Annotated in this window: 4 protein-coding genes and 2 pseudogenes; all 6 read left to right on the top strand. The window is 72.3% G+C overall.

From position 1 onward, the window contains the following. Window positions 1-6: 6 nt before the first annotated feature. Window positions 7-10,035 (top strand): annotated as a pseudogene (locus VSH64_RS21295) (beta-ketoacyl synthase N-terminal-like domain-containing protein); the annotation flags it as partial. Window positions 10,036-10,144: 109 nt separating this feature from the next. Beyond that, window positions 10,145-15,193, top strand: a pseudogene (locus VSH64_RS21290) (SDR family NAD(P)-dependent oxidoreductase); the annotation flags it as partial. Continuing rightward, window positions 15,190-15,933, top strand: a complete 744-nt coding sequence (locus VSH64_RS21285; protein ID WP_326837394.1) for a thioesterase II family protein — start codon at window positions 15,190-15,192, stop codon at window positions 15,931-15,933. The pseudogene VSH64_RS21290 and the gene VSH64_RS21285, both read left to right, overlap by 4 nt. Before the next feature lie 299 nt (window positions 15,934-16,232). Further along, window positions 16,233-17,468 (top strand): NAD(P)/FAD-dependent oxidoreductase, encoded by a 1,236-nt coding sequence (locus VSH64_RS21280; protein ID WP_326837393.1) that lies wholly within the window; start codon window positions 16,233-16,235, stop codon window positions 17,466-17,468. A gap of 57 nt (window positions 17,469-17,525) precedes the next feature. Beyond that, window positions 17,526-18,389 carry a VOC family protein gene (locus VSH64_RS21275; RefSeq protein ID WP_326837392.1) on the top strand — a complete coding sequence of 288 codons (864 nt, stop codon included), beginning with the start codon at window positions 17,526-17,528 and terminating at the stop codon, window positions 18,387-18,389. Next, entirely contained in the window at window positions 18,376-19,740 is a 1,365-nt protein-coding gene (locus VSH64_RS21270) for an aromatic ring-hydroxylating dioxygenase subunit alpha (protein ID WP_326837391.1), read from the top strand. Before VSH64_RS21275 ends, VSH64_RS21270 begins: the two co-directional genes overlap by 14 nt. The last annotated feature ends 1 nt before the right edge of the window (window position 19,741 follow it).

The raw sequence follows: 19,741 nt of genomic DNA, 5'->3' as shown, positions 1-19,741 counted from the left end.
ACGGAGATCCATGTCAGACGCAGACAAGCTTCGCGACTATCTCAAGCGGGCCACCGAAGAACTGCTCCAGACCCGCCGGCAGCTCACCGAGGTGGAGTCGGCGAGCCGGGAGCCGCTCGCCATCGTGGGGATGGCGTGCCGCTTCCCCGGTGACGTGAACTCCCCGGACGACCTGTGGGACGTCGTCGTCAACGGCCGGGACGCGATCGCCGGTTTCCCCACCGACCGCGGCTGGGACCTGGCCGCGTTGCGCGGCGGCGGCTCGGCCACCCAGCTCGGCGGGTTCGTGTACGACGCCACGCGGTTCGACGCGGCGTTCTTCGGGATCTCCCCGCGCGAGGCTCTCGCGATGGACCCGCAGCAGCGGATCCTCCTGGAGACCGCGTGGGAGGCCTTCGAGCGTGCCGGGATCCCGACCGGGTCGCTGAAGGAGACGCGGACCGGCGTGTTCGTCGGCGGCACCACCCGCAGCTACCTGGAGGAGAAGACCGCCAAGGCCCCTGGCCTCGAGGGCTACCGGCTGACCGGCGGCACGGCGAGCGTGATGTCGGGGCGCATCTCCTACCTGCTGGGGTTGGAAGGTCCCTCGGTCACGGTGGACACCGCGAGCTCGTCGTCGTTGGTCGCGCTGCACCTCGCCGCGCAGTCGCTGCGGCTGGGGGAGAGCGATCTGGCGCTGGTGGGTGGTGTCACGGTGATGTCCACCCCGGACGTGTTCGTCGAGTTCACCCGCCACGGCGGGCTGGCCGAGGACGGGCGGTGCAAGTCGTTCGCCGAGGCCGCCGACGGGACCGGGTGGGCCGAAGGCGTCGGCGTGATCGTGGTCGAGCGGCTCTCCACCGCGCAGGAGCTCGGCCACCGGGTGCTGGCGGTGGTGAAGGGCTCGGCGGTGAACCAGGACGGCGCGTCCAACGGGCTCACCGCGCCCAGCGGCCCTTCGCAGCAGCGCCTCATCCGCGACGCCCTCGCCCGCTCCGGCGTGTCGCCGCTGGAGATCGACGCGGTCGAGGCCCACGGCACCGGCACCCGGCTCGGGGACCCGATCGAAGCCCAAGCCCTGCTGGCCACCCTGGGACAGGGCCGGGAAGCCGGCCGTCCACTGTGGATCGGCTCGGTGAAGTCGAACATCGGGCACACCGAGGTCGCGTCCGGGGTGGCGGGCGTGATCAAGATGGTGGAGGCGATGCGCTACGGCGTGCTGCCGAAGACCCTGCACGTCGACCGCCCCAGCACGCACGTGGACTGGAGTGTCGGCGACGTGCGGCTGCTGACGGAGCAGATCCCGTGGCCGGAGACGGGTCGCCCGCGCCGGGCCGGGGTGTCGGGGTTCGGGATCAGCGGCACGAACGCCCACGTGATCCTCGAGCAGGCGCCCGAGGTCGCCGAGGCGGCGCCGACCCCGGACGACGGCGCGCCGAAGCCGGTGCTGGTGTCGGGCCGGTCGGCGGCGGCGCTGCGCGCCCAGGCGGAGCGGTTGGCGGCCTGGGTGGCGGCCGACCCCGAGCTGACGGTGGCCGATCTGGCCTGGTCGGCGGCGACGACCCGCTCGAGTCTCGACCACCGTGCGGTCGTGGTGGCCGCGGACCGGTCCGAGGTGCTCTCGGGTCTGCGGGCACTGGCCGAGGACGCGGCCGACCCGGCCGTGGTGTCGAACGTGGCTCGCGGTCTGGGCCGGGTCGCGGTGGTGTTCTCCGGGCAGGGCGCGCAGCGGGCGGGGATGGGGCGGGCGCTGGCGGCGCGGTTCCCGGTGTTCGCCGACGCCCTGGGCGAGGTGTGCGCGCTGCTGGATCCTCTGCTGGCGGGGGAAAAGCCACTGCGCACGGTGATGTTCGCCGAAGCGGGGACGTCGGACGCGGCGCTGCTGGATCAGACGGGCTACACGCAGCCGGCGCTGTTCGCGTGGCAGACGGCGTGGTTCCGGCTGCTGGTCTCGTGGGGGATCCGTCCGGACTTCGTGCTGGGCCACTCCATCGGTGAGATCGCCGCGGCGCACGCGGCCGGTGTGTCTCTCTCGAAGACGCCTGCACGCTCGTCGCGGCGCGGGCCGACCTCATGCAGGCATTGCCGGCCGGCGGCGCCATGCTGGCGGTCGCGGCCGAGGAGGCCGAGCTCGCGCCGGTGCTGGCCGGCGTTGGCGGCATCGGGATCGCGGCCGTGAACGCCCCGCGCGCGGTGGTGCTGTCGGGCGACGAGGCCGCCGTCGCCGACCTCGACCGAGTGCTCGGGGAGCGGGGGCACAAGACCACACGGCTTCGCGTCAGCCACGCGTTCCACTCGGCTCGGATGGACCCGATGCTGGCCGACTTCCGCGCGGCGATCGGCGGGATCTCTTTCCACGAGCCGGCCGTTCCCCTGGTTTCGAACCTGACCGGCGCGATGGCCGGCCCTGAGGTATCCACTGTGGACTATTGGGTCCGGCACGTGCGGGAGCCGGTGCGGTTCGCCGACGGTGTGGCCGGGCTGGCCGAGCAGGGTGCCACCGTGTTCGTCGAAGCCGGACCGAGCAGCGCCCTTTCGGCGATGATCCACACCACGCTCGACTCCGAGCACGCGGCCGTGATCCCCGCGGTCCGCAAGGACCAGGGCGAGGTCACCGGAGCCGTCACCGCCCTGGCCCACCTGCACACGGCGGGCGGCGACCCGGACTGGCCGGCGGTGTTCGCGGGCATGGCCGCCGAGGGCCGCCGGGTCGGTCTGCCGACGTACGCGTTCCAGCACGAACGGTTCTGGCCCGGAGTCGTGGTGCCCGCGGGCGACGTGGGCGCGGCCGGGCTGGACGTGGTGGACCACCCGCTGCTCGGCGCCGGCGTCGCGCTGCCGGGGGTGGCCGGGCAGGTCTTCAGCGGCCACCTGTCGCTCGACACGCACCCCTGGCTCGCCGACCACGCGGCCGACGGGGTCGTGCTCCTGCCGGGCACGGGCTTCGTGGAGCTCGTGAGCCACGCCGGCGTCGCGGTGGGCTGCCCGCAGGTCCGCGACCTCACGCTGCACGAACCGCTGGTGCTGCCCGAACACGACGGCATCGACGTGCAGGTGCTCGTGGGCGCGCCGGAGCGGGACGGCGACCGGCCGGTGTCGGTGTACTCGCGCGCCGCGGTGGACCGGCCGTGGGCCCGGCACGCGAGCGCGACGGTCACCGCCGCGCCGGCCGAGGCCGTGATGGGCTGGGCCGACCAGGTGTGGCCGCCGGCCGACGCGGTCGCGGTGGCCCTCGACGGGTTCTACGAGCAAGCCGGCGTGGCCGGGGAGTCGGCGTTCGACTACGGGCCGGTGTTCCAGGGCCTGCGGACCGTGTGGACCCGCGACACCGAGGTGTTCGCCGAGGTGGCGTTGCCGTCGACGGCGCGAGACCAGGTGAGCCGCTTCGGGCTGCACCCGGCGTTGCTCGACGCGGCGTTGCAGGCCAGCGTCTTCGCCGACCTGGCGCCGGTCGAGCACGGCCGGATGCCCTTCTCGTTCGGTGGTGTCACGGTGCACGCGGCCGGCGCGACCACACTGCGGGTCCGGCTGACCGCGACCGGCCCCGACACGGTTTCCGTCGAGGCCGCCGATCCGGTCGGCACCCCCGTGGTCACCCTCGCGTCGCTGGTGCTGCGCCCGATCACCGCCGGCCGGCTCGCCGATTCCGCGCCGGGCACGCTGTTGCGTCCGGAGTGGACGGTCGTGGCCCCGGTCACCGAGGTGGTTTCACCGAGCTGGTCGACGCTCGACGCGGGCCTCGGCGAGCTGCCGGCGGAGCCGGGTCGCGTCGTGCGCGACCTGGCCGAGCTCGTGGCCGCGGGTGTCCCGGAGCTGGTGCTGGTTCCGGTGCGCGGCGGCGGGGAGGACATCGCCGGAGAGGTGACGGCGTTGTCGACGGCGGTGCTCGAGCTGCTGCAGGCGTGGCTCGCCCGGCCGGAGCTGACCGAGACCCGGCTGGTGGTGCTGACCCGGGCCGCCGTGAGCATCGGCGACACCGAGCCGGTGGAGGATCTCGCCGCCGCAGCGGTGTGGGGCCTGGTCAGGTCCGCCCAGACCGAACACCCCGACCGGTTCACCCTCGTCGACCACGACGGCTCGCCGGCCGAGGTACTCGCGGCCATGGCCGTCGCCGCGGGGGAACCGCAGCTCGCGCTCCGCGAAGGCCGCCTCCGCGTGCCCCGTCTGGTGCCGGCGTCGACGCCGGAAGCCGCGGCGGACCTGTGGACGCGGGGCACCGTGGTCGTCACCGGCGGGACCGGCGGCCTGGGCGCGGCCCTCGCGCGGCACCTGGTGACCGCCCGCGGTGCGCGCCGCCTGCTGCTGATCAGCAGGCGTGGCCCGGAAGCCCCCGGCGCCGCCGCGCTCGAGGCGGACCTCACCGAGCTGGGTGCGGACGTGACCGTCGCGGCCTGCGACATCGCCGACCGACCCGCCTTGGCCGCTGTGCTGGCGGCCCATCCGGTGAGCGCCGTCGTGCAGACCGCGGGGGTGCTCGCGGACGCGACGATCACGTCCCTGACTCCCGACGCCCTCGCGCGGGTGCTGGAACCCAAGGTGCGGGGCACGTGGAACCTGCACGACCTGACCCGCGACGCCGGACTGTCGGCGTTCGTCACGTTCTCGTCGATGGCCGGGCTCCTGGGCGCGGCCGGTCAGGGCAACTACGCCGCGGCCAACTCGTTCCTCGACGCCCTGGCGGCCCACCGGCGCGCCCACGGGCACCCGGCGGTGTCGCTGGCCTGGGGCGCGTGGTCGCAGGAGACGGGGATGACCAGCACGCTGTCCGAGGCCGACCTGCAGCGCATGGCGCGGGCGGGCTTCCCGGCGATGAGCGTCGAGCAGGGACTCGAGCTGTTCGACCAGGCCGTGGGCGCGAGTGCACCCGTGCTCGCCGCCACCCGGCTCGACCGCTCGGCGGTGTCCCCGCAGTCCTCCTCCCGACTGCTCGACACCCTGGTCACCCGCGCACCCGCGCGTGCGGCCGCGGCGCCGGCCAAGGCGGGGACTTCGCTGGGTCAACGGCTTTCGGCCCTGCCCCCGGCCGAGCGGCTGCGCCGGTTGATCGAGCTGGTGCGCGCCGAAGTCGCCGCCGTGCTCGGTCACGCGACCCCGGACCAGGTGCAGCCCACCCAGGCGTTGAAGGACCTCGGCCTGGACTCGCTGGCCTCGATCGAACTGCGCAACCGGCTCAACGAGCTCACCGGGCTGCGGCTGCCGCCCACGATCGCCTTCGACAACCCCACCGCGGCCCTGCTGTCGGAATCCCTCCTCGCGGACCTCGTGGCCGACCCGGCCGCGGCCGTCGAGGAGACACCGGTCCTGGCGCCGCGGGAGGACGACCCGGTCGTGCTGGTGGGCATGGGCTGCCGGTACCCCGGCGGCGTGAGCTCGCCGGAAGACCTGTGGGACCTGGTCGAGGCCGGTCGCGACGTGATCGGCGGGTTCCCCACCGACCGCGGCTGGGATCTGGCCGCGTTGCGCGACGGCGACTCCGACACCCTCGTGGGCGGGTTCCTCTACGACGCGGCGGAGTTCGACGCGGGCTTCTTCGGGATTTCACCGCGCGAGGCACTCGCCATGGACCCGCAGCAGCGGCTGCTGCTCGAAACCACGTGGGAGGCCCTCGAACGCGCGGGCATCGATCCCCGATCGCTGAAGGGAAGCCGCACCGGCGTGTTCGTCGGCGCCTCCCACTACGGATACCTGGACGAGAAGAGCGCGCTGCGCGACGAGCTGGAAGCGCACCTGCTGACCGGCAGCACCTCGAGCGTGATCTCCGGCCGGATCGCCTATTCGCTGGGGCTCGAAGGCCCCGCGGTCACGATCGACACGGCGTGCTCGTCGTCGCTGGTGGCGTTGCACCTGGCCACGCAGTCGCTGCGGTCCGGTGAATGCGACCTGGCCGTGGTCGGCGGTGTGTCCGTGATGTCGCAGCCGCGGGTGTTCGTGGGCCTGAGCCGGCAGAAGGTGCTGTCGGTGGACGGCCGGTGCAAGGCGTTCGCGGAGACCGCGGACGGCACCGGGTTCGCCGAAGGCGTGGGGGTGCTCGCGGTCGAGCGCCTCTCGACGGCGCGGGAGCGCGGGCACCGGGTGCTCGCGGTGGTGCGCGGCTCGGCGATGAACCAGGACGGCGCGTCGAACGGCCTGACCGCGCCCAACGGGTCGTCCCAGCGGCGGGTGATCAAGGACGCGCTGGCCCGCGCCGGCGTGCGGCCGGCGGAGATCGACGCCGTGGAGGCGCACGGCACCGGCACGCGCCTGGGCGACCCGATCGAAGCGCACGCGGTGCTGGAGACGGTGGGGCAGGGGCGCGAAGCCGGCCACCCGGTGTGGATCGGGTCGGTGAAGTCCAACATCGGGCACGCCCAGGCCGCGGCCGGGGCCGCCGGGATCATCAAGATGGTGCAGGCCATCCGGCACGGTGTCCTGCCGCGGACACTGCACGTGGACGAACCCACCACGCACGTGGACTGGGAGGCCGGAGCCGTGCGCGTGCTGACCGAGCAGATCCCGTGGCCGGAGACCGGCCGGCCGCGCCGGGCGGGTGTGTCCGGGTTCGGCATCAGCGGCACCAACGCCCACATCATCCTGGAACAGGCGCCCCCGCAGGAAGAACCGGCGGCCGGGGCCGTGGCGACGGGGCCGGTGCCGGTGGTGGTTTCGGGGCAGACCGCGCCCGCGGTGCGGGAGCAGGCGGCCCGGCTGGTCGAGCTCGTCGAGCGGGACACCGACCTCGCCTTGTCGGATGTGGCGTGGTCGCTGGCCACGACGCGGTCGGCGTTCGACCACCGCGCGGCCGTGGTGGCCGCCGACCGGGAGGAGGCGCTGTCCGGGCTGCGGGCGCTGGCCGCGGGTGAGCCCGGGGCGGCCGTGGTGACCGGGGAGGTGACCGGCGCCGGGGGCGTGGTGTTCGTGTTCCCGGGTCAGGGATCCCAGTGGGCCGGCATGGGCCGGGAGCTCCTGGCGACCTCGGCCGTGTTCCGAGAGTCCATTCAGGAGTGTCAGGACGCGTTGGCGCCGTGGGTGTCCTGGTCGCTGACCGAGCTGCTCACCGACGCCGACAGTGCGGACACACTGGCCCGCCTCGACGTGGTCCAGCCCGTGCTGTGGGCGATGAACCTTTCGCTGGCGAAGGTGTGGCGGTCCTACGGCGTCGAACCCGACGCCGTGATCGGGCACAGTCAGGGCGAGATCGCCGCAGCGTGTTTCGCGGGTGCGCTGTCCCTCGAGGACGGTGCGCGGGTGATCGCCCTTCGCAGCCAGGTGCTCTCCGCGATGGTCGGCGGCGGCGGGGTGGCGCTGGTGTCCCTGCCCGTCGAGGAGGTTCGGGAGCGACTCGTCGACGGCCTCGCCATCGCCGGGATCAACGGGCCCACCTCGGTCGGCGTCGCCGGTGACACCGAGACGCTGCGCCGGTTCATGGCCGGCTGCGAGGCCGACGGCATCCGGGCCCGCTGGGTGCCGGCTTCGATCGCGACGCACTGCGACCGCGTGGCGCCGTACCGGGAGCGGCTGCTGGAGCTGCTCGCCCCGGTGAAGCCGCGCGCGGGTGACCTTCGCTTCTTCTCCACGGTGCACGCCGGCTGGCTGGACGGTGCCGAGCTCGACGCCGGGTACTGGTACCAGAACGCGTTGCGGCCCGTGCTGTTCGAACCCTCCGTGCGGACCTTGCTGGCCGAAGGGCACCACGCCTTCGTGGAGGTGAGCGCCCACCCGGTGACCACGGTTCCCCTCGGCGAGACGGTCGAGGCGGCCGGGGCCGACGCCGTCGTGACCGGCACCCTGCGCCGCGGCCAGGGATCCGCGCACCGGTTGCTGACCTCGCTGGCCACCCTGCAGACCGCGGGCGTGGGCGTCGACTGGTCTGCGGTCTTCTCCGGCGGGCGCACGGTGGACCTGCCGACGTACGCGTTCCAGCACCAGCGCTACTGGCCCGAGATCACCGCCGAGCCGGCCGTCGTCCACCCGGGGTCCGAAGTGGACGCCCAGTTCTGGGCCGCGGTCGACGGCGGGGACACCACGCGCCTCGCGGCGGAGCTGTCCCTCGAGGAATCGTCACTGGCCCCGCTGCTGCCCGCCTTGGCCTCGTGGCGGCGCCGGCAGGAGGAGCAGGCCACGTTGGCCGGGGCCGGTTACGAGGTCACCTGGACCTCGGCCGCACCACCGGCACCGGCCGGTACCCCCGGTTCGTGGTGGGTGGTCGTGCCGGCCGGGCACGAGGACGACCCGGTGATCACCGGCCTTCACCGACAACTGACCGACGCGGGTGCGGAGGTGACCACCGAAGTGGTCCGCCCGGAGGACGCGGAACGCGCGGCACTGGCCGCGCGGATCACGGCGCTCGGCGACGCACCCGCCGGGGTCGTCTCGTTCCTGGCTTGGCGCGACGAGGCGTCCGATGAGGACAGTCACGTGCCGGTGGGTCTGGTGCTGACGGCGCGCCTGGTGCAGGCGCTGGGCGACGCCGCGGTGCCGGCCCCCGTGTGGTGTGTGACCCGGGGCGCGGTCGGCGTCGACGACGCGCGGGAGGTTTCGCGTCCGGCGCAGACCGCGGTGTGGGGCTGGGGCCGGACCGCGGCGGTGGAGCACGCCCAGCGCTGGGGCGGCCTCGTCGACGTCCTCGAATCCGCCGACCCGGCCGCGGTCGCCGGGCAGGTCGCGGCGGTCCTGGTGTCCGGCGGCGGGAGCGAGGACCAGCTGGCGGTGCGGCCGTCCGGGACCTGGGCCCGGCGGCTGGCGCACCGGGCGGTCGATCCGGTCGCCGACCCCACGTGGGAGATGCCCGCCGACGGCAGTGTGCTCGTCACGGGCGGGACCGGTGCGCTGGGCGCGCAGACCGCCCGGTGGCTCGCCGCGGGCGGGGTGGCGCACCTCGTGCTCGTGAGCCGACGCGGATCACTGGCGCCGGGCGCGCAGGAGCTGGAGGCGGAGCTGGGCGCGCTCGGTGCGCGGGTGACCTTCGTGGCGGGTGACGTCGCCGACCGGGAAGCGATGGCGAAGACGCTCGCCGCGATTCCGGCGGAGTACCCGCTGGCGGGCGTGGTGCACGCGGCGGGTGTGCTGCAGGGCGGCACGATCGACGGCGTGACCGGCGAGGAGCTGGCCACCGTGTTCCGGCCCAAGGTCGACGGCGCCGTGGTGCTGCACGAGCTCACCCGGGACCTGAACCTCTCGATGTTCGTGCTGGTCTCCTCGGTCATCGGGACCGTGGGCGGGGTCGGACTCGGCACGTACGCGGCGGCCAACGCCTACCTCGACGGGCTGGCCCAGTACCGCCGGGCACAGGGGCTGCCCGCCACCTCCCTCGCATGCGACGGCCGCGGCGAGGGCGCGAGCCGGCGCAGCCTCCGCACCTTCGATCTGATCGGCGTCTCGCCGTTGATGGCGGTGGAGGGCCTGCGGCGGGTGCTCGAACGCGGGGACACCACGGCCGTGCTCGCCGACGTGGACTGGAAGCAGTTCTTGGCCATCTTCACCGCGGCCCGCCCGAGCGCCCTGCTCGGTGATCTGCCGGAGGTGCGACAGGCGGTGCCGCGGGAGGACGCCGGGCTGGCGATCGACCCGGCGGTGCGGCTGCGCGCCCGGCTGGGCGGGCTGTCCCACGCCGACCGGCTGCGGGCGGTCCTCGACCTCCTGCGCGTGCAGCTCGCGGCCGTACTCGGTTACACCGATGCCGAGCCGATCCCGGAGAACCGGGCGTTCCGGGACCTGGGGTTCGATTCCCTGACCGCGGTGGAACTGCGCAACATCCTGAGCATGGCCACGGGGCTGGACCTGCCCCGCACGCTGGTCTTCGACTACCCGACACCCACCGACCTCGCGCAGCACCTGCTCGACGAGCTGCTGGGCGAGGCCGGGCGGGCGGAGAACTCCGTGCTGCTGGGCAAGGTGACGGCCCTGGAATCGGAGCTTCGGTCGGTCGAGGTGGCCGGGGCCGAGCGGGCGCTGATCGCCGACCGGTTGCAGCAGCTGCTGAGCGAATGGCGGTCCGAGGAGCCGGAGTCCGGTGCCGCGCTGGACGAGGCGAGCGACGACCAGCTGTTCGAACTCATGGGCAAGGAATTCGGGATTTCCTGACTTCGGAGGAGAAAGCATGAGCGACGAGCAGGAAAAGCTCCGGCACTTCCTGAAACGGGCGATCACCGAACTGCGCGAGACGCGCGATCGCCTGCACGAGACCGAAGCCGTCCTGCGCGAACCGATCGCGATCGTCGGGATGGGCTGCCGGTTCCCGGGTGAGGTGAGCTCACCCGAGCAGCTGTGGGACGTGGTGGCCGGTGGCCGGGACGTCACGTCCGAGTTCCCCACCGACCGCGGCTGGGACGCCGCCGGCTTGCGGGCCGGCGGTTCGGCCACCGGGCGCGGCGGCTTCCTGCACGACGCCGCCGAGTTCGACGCCGGGTTCTTCGGCATCCCGCCGCGTGAGGCGAAGGCGATGGACCCCCAGCAGCGGCTGCTGCTGGAGACCGCCTGGGAAGCCCTGGAACGGGCTGGCATCCGGCCCGAAGTGCTGCGCGGCAGCCGCACCGGCGTGTTCGTCGGGTCGAACTCGCAGGACTACGTGCACACCTCGCTCAAAGCCCGCGACGAGCTCGAGGGGTACCTGCTCACCGGGAGCTCTTCGAGCGTGCTGTCGGGGCGGGTCTCCTACCTGCTGGGCCTCGAGGGTCCCGCGGTCACGGTGGACACCGCGTGCTCGGCGTCGCTGGTCGCCCTGCACTGGGCCGGCCAGTCGCTCCGGCTCGGTGAGTGCGACCTGGCACTGGTCGGCGGCGTCTCGGTGATGTCCACCCCGGAGGTGTTCATCGACTTCTCGCTGCAGGGCGGGCTGGCGCCCGACGGCCGCTGCAAGTCCTTCGCCGAGGCCGCCGACGGTGCGGGTTTCGCCGAGGGCGCCGGCGTCCTGGTCGTCGAGCGGCTGTCCCGCGCACAGGAGCTGGGGCACCGGGTGCTGGCTCTGGTGCGGGGTTCGGCGGTGAACCAGGACGGCGCGTCCAACGGGCTCACCGCGCCCAACGGCCCTTCGCAGCAACGGGTCATCCGCGACGCGCTGGCCAACGCCGGGCTGTCCGCGCCGGAGATCGACGTCGCCGAGGCCCACGGCACCGGCACCCGGCTCGGGGACCCGATCGAGGCCCAGGCGCTGCTCGCCACCCTCGGGCAGGGCCGCGAAAACGGGCATCCGCTGTGGCTCGGGTCGGTGAAGTCCAACATCGGGCACGTCCAGGCGGCGGCGGGGATCGCGGGCATCGTCAAGATGACGCAAGCCATGCGTCACGGGGTGCTGCCGCGGACACTGCACGTGGACCGCCCGACCACGCACGTGGACTGGAGCGCCGGGTCGGTGCGGCTGCTGACCGAGCAGGTCCCGTGGCCGGAGACGGGCCGGCCGCGCCGGGCCGGGGTATCGGGGTTCGGCATCAGCGGCACGAACGCCCACGTGGTGCTCGAGCAGGCGCCCGAGTTTTCGGCACCGCCGGCGACCCCGGACGACGGGGCGCCCAAGCCGGTGCTGGTGTCGGGCCGTTCGGCGGCGGCACTGCGGGAGCAGGCGCACCGGCTCACGGCGTTGCTCGAGCGGGAACCCGGGCTGGGGGTGACGGACCTGGCGTGGTCGACGGTGACCACGCGTTCGAGTTTCGACCACCGGGCGGTGGTCGTGGCCGCGGATCGAGCCGAGGCGCTGTCGGGGCTGCGGTCGCTGGCCGCCGGTGCCGCGGATCCGGCGGTGGTGTCCGCGACGGCGGGCGCGGTGGGCCGGGTCGCGGTCGTCTTCTCCGGGCAGGGTGCGCAACGGGTGGGCATGGGCCGCGCTCTCTCGGCCCGGTTCCCGGTGTTCGCCGAGGCCCTCGACGAGGTGTGCGCGCTGCTGGATCCCTTGCTGGGGTTGGAAAAGCCGTTGCGGGACGTGATGTTCGCGGACCCGGACCTGCTGGATCGGACGGGGTGCACCCAGCCCGCGCTGTTCGCGTGGCAGACCGCGTGGTTCCGGCTTGTGGGGTCGTGGGGGGTGCGGCCGGACTTCGTGATGGGGCACTCGATCGGGGAGATCGGCGCGGCGCACGCGGCCGGGGTGTTCTCCCTGCGGGACGCGTGCACGCTCGTGGCCGCGCGGGCCGGGTTGATGCAGGCGTTGCCGAGCGGTGGCGCGATGCTGGCCGTCGCCGCCGGGGAAGCCGAACTCGCGGGCGTGCTCGCCGGCCACGACGTCGACCTCGCGGCTGTGAACGCCGCCGAGTCCGTGGTGGTGTCCGGCGCGGGTGACGCGATCGAGCACCTTCAGCGGGTGCTGGGGGAGCAGGGCCACCGGAGCACGCGGTTGCGGGTGAGCCACGCGTTCCACTCGGCGCTCATGGATCCGATGCTGGCCCGGTTCCGGGCGGTCGTCGAGGGAATCGCTCTGCACGAGCCGGTGATCCCGCTGGTGTCCGCTCTGGCCGGTGCCGACGTGGCCACTGTGGACCACTGGGTGCGGCACGCGCGCGAGCCGGTGCGGTTCGCCGAGGGTGTGGCCACGCTCGAGAAGAACGGCACCACGGTGTTCCTCGAAGCCGGCCCCCGCGCCACCCTGTCGCCGATGATCAACGCCGACCTCGACCCGGACCGGGTGACCGTGGTGCCCGCGGTCCGCAAGGACCAGGACGAGGCCGTCGGTGCCGTGGCCGCCGTCGCGCACCTGCACACCGCGGGTGCCGGCGTGGACTGGTCCGCCGTGATCGGGGTCCCGGGCCGGCACGTGGATCTGCCCACCTACGCGTTCCAGCGTCGGCGTTACTGGCCGGACGTCGCGACGCCGGTCGGCCACACCGGACCGCCCGAAGCCGGGGCGCTCCTGCGCCTGGGCTGGGTCGCCGCGGACACCCGGCCGGGCCGCGAGCTCGACGTGGTCCGCGTGCGGGAGCCGCAGGAGCTGGCCGGGTTCGCCGGCCCGGCCCCCGAGGTAGTGCTGGTTCCGCTGCACGAACGCGCCGCCGAGCCGGGCGCCGACATCGTCGAGGCCGTGCGGGAGAGCACGGTCGAGGTCTTGGCGCTGCTGCGGGCCTGGCTGGCGAATCCCGTACTGGCCAAGAGCCGCCTGGTGTTCCAGACCCGCGGCGCCGTGCGCACGACCGGCGCCGAGCCGGGTCCGGACCTCGCCGCCGCCGCGGTGTGGGGCCTGGTGCGGTCGGCGCAGGCGGAGCACCCGGATCGCTTCGTTCTCGTCGACCACGACGAACCGCCCGCACCCGCCGTGCTGGCGTCCGCGCTGGCGACGACGGAGCCGCAGCTCGCGGTCCGCGGTGACCGGATCGTGGTGCCCCGGCTGGAGCCGGCCGCCGAGTCCTCCCCGGAGCCCGATCGCTGGAACCGGGGAACCGTGCTGATCACCGGCGGCACCAGCGGGCTGGGCGCCGCGCTGGCCCGGCACCTGGTGAACCGCCACGGCGCCGATCGCCTGCTGCTGGTCAGCCGGCAGGGGCCGCGGGCGGCCGGTGCGCAGGGGTTGCGGGCCGAGCTGACCGAGCTCGGTGCCGAGGTCGCGCTGGTGGCCTGCGACGTGGGTGACCGCGACGATCTGGCCGCGGTGCTGGCCGACCACGGTCCGGTGACCGCTGTCGTGCACGCCGCGGGTGTGCTGGCCGACGCGACGATCGAATCGCTGACGCCGGAAGCCGTCGACCGCGTGCTGGCGCCGAAGGTGCGCGGCGCGTGGCACCTGCACGAGCTGACCCAGGGCACCGAACTGTCCGCCTTCGTGGTGTTCTCGTCCCTGTCGGGCCTGCTGGGCGCGGCCGGGCAGGGCAACTACGCCGCCGCCAACACCTTCCTGGACGCCTTCGCCCAGCACCGGCGGGCGCTCGGCCTGCCCGCGCAGTCGCTGGCCTGGGGCGCGTGGTCGGAGCAGGGCGGCATGACCGGCACACTGTCCGATCAGGACCTGCGGCGGCTGGCGAGCGCGGGACTGGCCCCGATGACCGCGGCGCAGGGGTTCGCGTTGTTCGACCGGGCCCTCACCGTGGACGAAGCACTCGTCGCCGCTACCCGGCTCGACCGCACGGCCCGGTCCACCCGTCCGTACCGGCTGCTCGAAGCGCTGGTCACGCCGCCACCCGTGCGATCCGAAGCACCGTCCACACCGGACTTCGGTGGCGGGGCCGGGTCGGTGGCCGACCTGGTCCGCGCCCAGCTGGCGGAGGTGCTCGGGTACGCGACGCCGGGCGAGGTCGACCTCACCGTGGCGTTCAAGGAGTTCGGCATGGACTCGCTGACGTCGATCGAGCTGCGCAACCGCCTCGGCAAGCTCGTCGGGCTGCGGTTACCGGCGACGGTGATCTTCGACCACGAGACGCCGGCGGACCTGGTCGACTACCTGAACCACGCCGTCGGCAGCGCCCAGCCGAGCCCCCCGCCCACCGCCGCGGGTTCGTTCGACGTGCTGGGCCAGGCCTTCTGGCACGCGGTGGAGGCCGGGCGTGTGGACGAAGGGGTCGCGCTCGCGCGCACCGTCGCGAAGCTGCGCCCGAGGTTCAGCTCGGTGTCCGAACTGGACGGTGGGGTGCGGATCGCGGCGCTCTCCGCGCCGGGGGACGGGCCGCGGCTCCTCTTGGTGCCGCCGCTGGTCGCCCTGACCGGGCCGCACCTGTACGCGCGGTTCGCCGAGGCGTTGCCGGGCACCACCGTGTCGTCGTTCGAGCTGCCCGGCTTCGCCGAAGGCGAGCGGCTGCCGGCCGACCGGCGAACGGTGGTCGAGGTGCTCGCGGACGCGGCCGAGCGGCACGCCGGCCGCGGGCCGGTGGTCCTCGGCGGCTACTCCTCGGGCGGAATCCTGGCCCACGAGCTGGCGCTGGTCCTCGCGGACCGGGGCCACGCGCCCGTGGGTCTCGTCCTCGTGGACACCTACGAGCTCAACGACGGCACCAGCTACTTCGCCGACTTCCAGCGTGAAGTGTTCGAGCACATGCGCGAGCGGGAAAACCCGGCCGCGCCGCTCGACGGCACCCGGCTTTCGGCTCACACCTGGTACTTCGAGACCTTCGCGGACTGGAAACCGGCGCCGATGCCGTTCCCGTCGCTGCTGGTGCGGGCCTCGGCGCCGATGCGCGGGATGACCGGCGACTGGCAGGCATCCTTCGACGCGGTGTCGCACACGGCCGACTCGGTCGGCGATCACTACGAGATCATGGAAAAGAACGCCGGCGTCACGGCACAAGCGGTTCGTGCCTGGCTCGACGAGACGCAGGAGAGCGCGTGACTTCGACCGACGACGGCCTCTGGTTCCGGCGGTTCGCCGACGCCGGCGGGGCGGCCCACCGGGTGGTGTGCTTCCCGCACGCCGGTGGCTCCGCCCCGTTCTTCAAGCCGATGGCACTCGCGCTGGCCCCGGAGGTCGACGTGGTGGCCGTGCAGTACCCGGGCCGGCAGGACCGGCGCCACGAGCCGCCGATGGACCGGATCGCCGACCTGGCGGACGGGATTTCCACCGCGCTGCCGGGACTTCTGGACCGGCCGCTCACGTTCTTCGGGCACAGCATGGGCGCGGTCGTCGCGTTCGAGGTGGCCCGCCGGCTGGCCGGCGAGCCGCGGTTCCGGCTGACCCGCCTGGTCGCCTCCGGCCGTCCCTCACCGGCGCTGAGCCGCTCGGGCCGTGTGCACCAGCTCGACGACGACGGCCTGGCCACCGAAATCGCCGCCCTCGGCGGCACGGACGCCCGGCTGCTGCGTGAACCCGAGGTCCGGGCGATGATCCTGCCGGCCGTGCGCGCCGATTACCGCGCGGTCGAGACCTACCGCTTCGCCGCGGGCGACCCGCTCGAGGTGCCCATCACCGCGCTGATCGGCACCGAGGACGCCCACACCACCGTCGCGGAGGCCCAGGACTGGGCGACGCACACCACGGGCCCGTGCGAGCTGGTCGAGTTCCCCGGCGGGCACTTCTTCATCGTGGACCACGCGCCGAAGATCATCGAGCTGGTGGCCGCCGGGTCGAGGTGATCCGCGGGGGTCGCTCCCGGCCGGACCGTGCGGCGCCGGGTGGTGCCGTGCGGACCTTCACGGTCTGACCGTGTCGTGGTCGGCCGCGTAGTTCCCAGGCGACCATCGACCAAAGTGCGCTCGATACACGTGACCCTCCACCAAGCCCGTTGGGTTACGGCGAAGTGGCATCGCGATTACAACCTTTTTGACTCTTTATCGGACGGTGGGCCCGGAGTTTCCTGTCAGTGGCGCAGGACACAGGTCGTGACGGTCGAACAGCTCACGTCTGTGCGGGCAATCGGTTCGGTGGTGAGTCAGTGAGCGAAAAGCATGTCATCGTCGGTGCGGGTGTAGCAGGCGTCACCGCCGCAGTGGCGATGCGCGATCTGGGATTCCCGGGTGAGATCACCTTGATCGACCTGGACCCGGAGCTGCCTTATGAACGGCCGCCCTTGTCGAAGGTCCTTGCTCTTCCCGAGCAGGGCGTCGCGGTATCGATCATGGAGGAAGCCCGTTACGGCGAGCTGGACATCCGGCTCCGTCGTGGCACGGGAGTGCGGCGACTCGACGTCGAGGAGCGGGCGGTCGTCCTGGAGGACGGAGAACGGCTGCCCGCCGACGCTCTGCTGCTGGCAACCGGAGCCCGGCCACGGCTCAGCGACGCGCCGGGTTCCGAACTGCCCGGAGTCCAGGTGCTGCGGACGTTGGCGGATGCGCGTGCGCTCGGTTCACGTCTTCGGAGCCGGGGGCCGATGGTCGTCGTCGGTGCCGGGTTCGTCGGGTTGGAAGTCGCCGCGCTCGCGAGTGGTCTGGGTGTCGACGTCACCGTCGTCGAGGCGGCTCCCTTTCCGCTCGCGCGGGTTTTGGGGGCGGGCTTCGCCGAACACATCCTGGATTGGCACCGAGGTCGAGGCGTGCGTATCCGGACGTCCACCACGGTCACCGAGTTCGTGGGGACGGATTCCCTCGTGGCCGTGCGGCTTTCCGACGGCGAGGTCCTGCCGTGCACGACAGCGGTGGTGGGAATAGGCGCCGTTCCCGCCGACCGGCTCGCGGTCGAGGCCGGCATCCTCTGCGATCAGGGGATCCTGGTCGACGAGTACGGCCGCACGAATGTCCCGTGGATCTTCGCGGCCGGAGATGTCGCGAACCAGCCGGATCCCGATCGGGGAATCCGGCGTGGGCGTGTCGAACACTGGGACATGGCTCTTCGGCACGGTGCGGCGGTGGCCGCGTCGATGGTGGCCACGCCGACCAGGACGACGAGTACCCCGTACTTCTGGTCCGAACAGTTCGGGCACACCCTGCAGATGTACGGGCGCCACGACGCCGGGGACGAGTTCGTGCAGCAGGACTCTTCAGAGGCCGGCCCGTTCGCACTCTGGCTGCGGGATGGGACACCTGTTGCCGTTGCGGGGATCGATCGGGCGCGTGACGTGCGGGTGGGCAAGGAAATGATCGAGAAGCGAGTTTCGGTTTCCTCGGGTGAGGTCAGGGACTCGCGCACTGATTTCCGTCGACTCGTCCGCGAAGGTCGCGGACCGCGTCTCTGATCGACGCTGTCAAGTCACTTTTTTGTTGCTGCAGAAAACTCGGTGAAAGGTGTACCTATGTCCGGCGTGCAATCGTTGGGTTATCTCGTCGTCCGTGGTCCAGTGGAAGAATGGAGGAAATTCGGTGCAGATGTTCTCGGCGCTGAAGTCACGTCCGACGGCGAAAACGGTATTCGACTGCGCATTGACGAGCACGCCTATCGGATTGTCGTCGAGGACGGGCCGGCCGAAGGGCCGGCGTCGCTGAAGGCGATCGGCTGGGAGCTGGCGAGCGCGGTCGATCTCGCTGACCTGGTCGAGACACTGGAAAAGGCGAACTGCGACATCCGCGAGGATGTAGCGCGTGCTCGGGCGCGCAACGTCCGCAAGCTCTACACGCTCACGGACCCGGAGGGTACGCAGCTCGAGCTCTACTACGGGCCTGAAAGCGACCACACGCCGTTCGCCTCTTCGCGCGGTGTTCGCTTCGTCACCGGGTCGATGGGGGCGGGCCATGTCTTCATCTTCGCGAAAGACGCCGAGAAGAGCGCGGCCTTCTACATCGACCTGCTGGGGTTCAAGCTCACCGACACGATCCTGGTCGGTGAGCAGGACGCGATCTTCTTGCACTGCAACCCCCGTCACCACTCGATCGCGCTGCTGAATGTGCCCGCTCACGGCATCGGTCACCTCATGCTCGAAGTCGAGACGATCGCCGACGTGGGTCGTGCGTTCGACGATGCGCAGAAGAACTCCAACGTCACGATGAGCATCGGCGAACACACCAACGACAAGATGCTGTCGTTCTACCTGCCCACGCCTTCGGGATTCGACATCGAATACGGGGTGAACGGCCGAGTGCTCGACGAGAACCTCACCGTTGCCCACTACTCGCAGCCGAGTATTTGGGGCCACCACCGGTCCCCGCTTGCGGGCAAGTAAGAAATTCATGGGAGATACAATGACGAATCTCGCAGAATTCGAGCCGGAGTCAGGGCTGGTTCCCCCCGGTATCTACACAGAAACCGATCTGTACCAGCAGGAACTGGAAAGAGTCTTCGGGCGGTCGTGGCTGTTCCTCGCGCACGAGAGCCAGCTCCCGACCAAGGGCAGCTTCGTCCAGACGTACATGGCCGAGGACCCGGTTCTCGTGGTCCGGCAGCGGGACGGTTCGGTCGCTGCGTTCCTCAACCAATGTCGCCACCGGGGGATGCGGCTGTGTCGCTCCGACCAGGGCGTGGCGAAGGCTTTCACGTGCAGCTACCACGGGTGGGGATACGACCTCGCCGGCAGCCTGGTGAGTGTGCCCGAGCTCGAGCGTGGGTACCGCAACGACATCGACAAGAGTCGTTGGGGCGCGACGAAGGTGCCGCGGTTGGCCCGGTACAAGGGGCTCATCTTCGGTACGTGGTCGGCCGACGCCCCGGAATTCGAGGAGTACCTCGGCGACATGGCGTATTTCCTCGACGCCATCGTGGATCGCTACCCGGGCGGAATCGAGTTCGTCGGCGGCGCGAGCAAGTGGGTCATCGAGTGCAACTGGAAGTTCGCCGCCGAGCAGTTCGCGAGCGACATGTACCACGTGAACGTGAGTCACGCGTCGGCCGCGATCGCGCTCTTCGAGGACCCTGACATGCAGAAGCTGGGCGTGGTTCCGCCAGGGCTCGACGGCCGTCAGTCCACCCGGAACGGGCACGGGTCCGGGGCGGCGTTCGCGCCCGAGTTCCTGGCGTTCGAGACGCCGGGCTCGCCGTACACGGACTACCTGACCGAGAACCGCGACGACATCGTCGCGCGGATCGGCGAGGAGCGCGCCATCCGGACCACACTGAGCCACAACACGATCTTTCCGAACTTCTCGTGGCTCGAAGGCCGCAACACCATGCGTGTCTGGCATCCGCGGGGGCCCGGTGAGATGGAGGTCTGGTCCTGGGCGTTCGTGCCGGCGGGCGCGTCGGCGGAGGCCAAGCGAGCGTCGAAGCGCGCCACGGAGTTCACCTTCAGCCCGGCCGGCGTGCTGGAGAGCGACGACGGCGAGAACTGGCCCGAGATCCAGACGGTGCTGCGGGGCTGGAAAGCCAGGCAGAACGCGATGAACTTCCAGATGGGCCTCGGCTTCGAAGAGTACCGCGGCTGGGGAATGCCGGGCATGACCAACGACACCATCAGCGAGACGAACGCCCGCGGCTTCTTCCGTCGATGGCTCGACCTCATGCAAGGCCGGAGTTGGCAGGAGATCGCGGAATCGGATCAGGGGCGTCTCACCGAGTTCCTGGCGCAGAAGGGTGAGTGAT

This window comes from Amycolatopsis rhabdoformis (assembly GCF_035918295.1).
Classification (GTDB): domain Bacteria; phylum Actinomycetota; class Actinomycetes; order Mycobacteriales; family Pseudonocardiaceae; genus Amycolatopsis; species Amycolatopsis rhabdoformis.
This window is presented reverse-complemented; position numbering and strand designations above follow the sequence as displayed.

What these genes read in the sequence shown, in the direction of transcription:
- VSH64_RS21275 (WP_326837392.1), top strand. Translation starts at nt 17,526, where the DNA reads ATGTCCGGCGTGCAATCGTTGGGTTATCTCGTCGTCCGTGGTCCAGTG.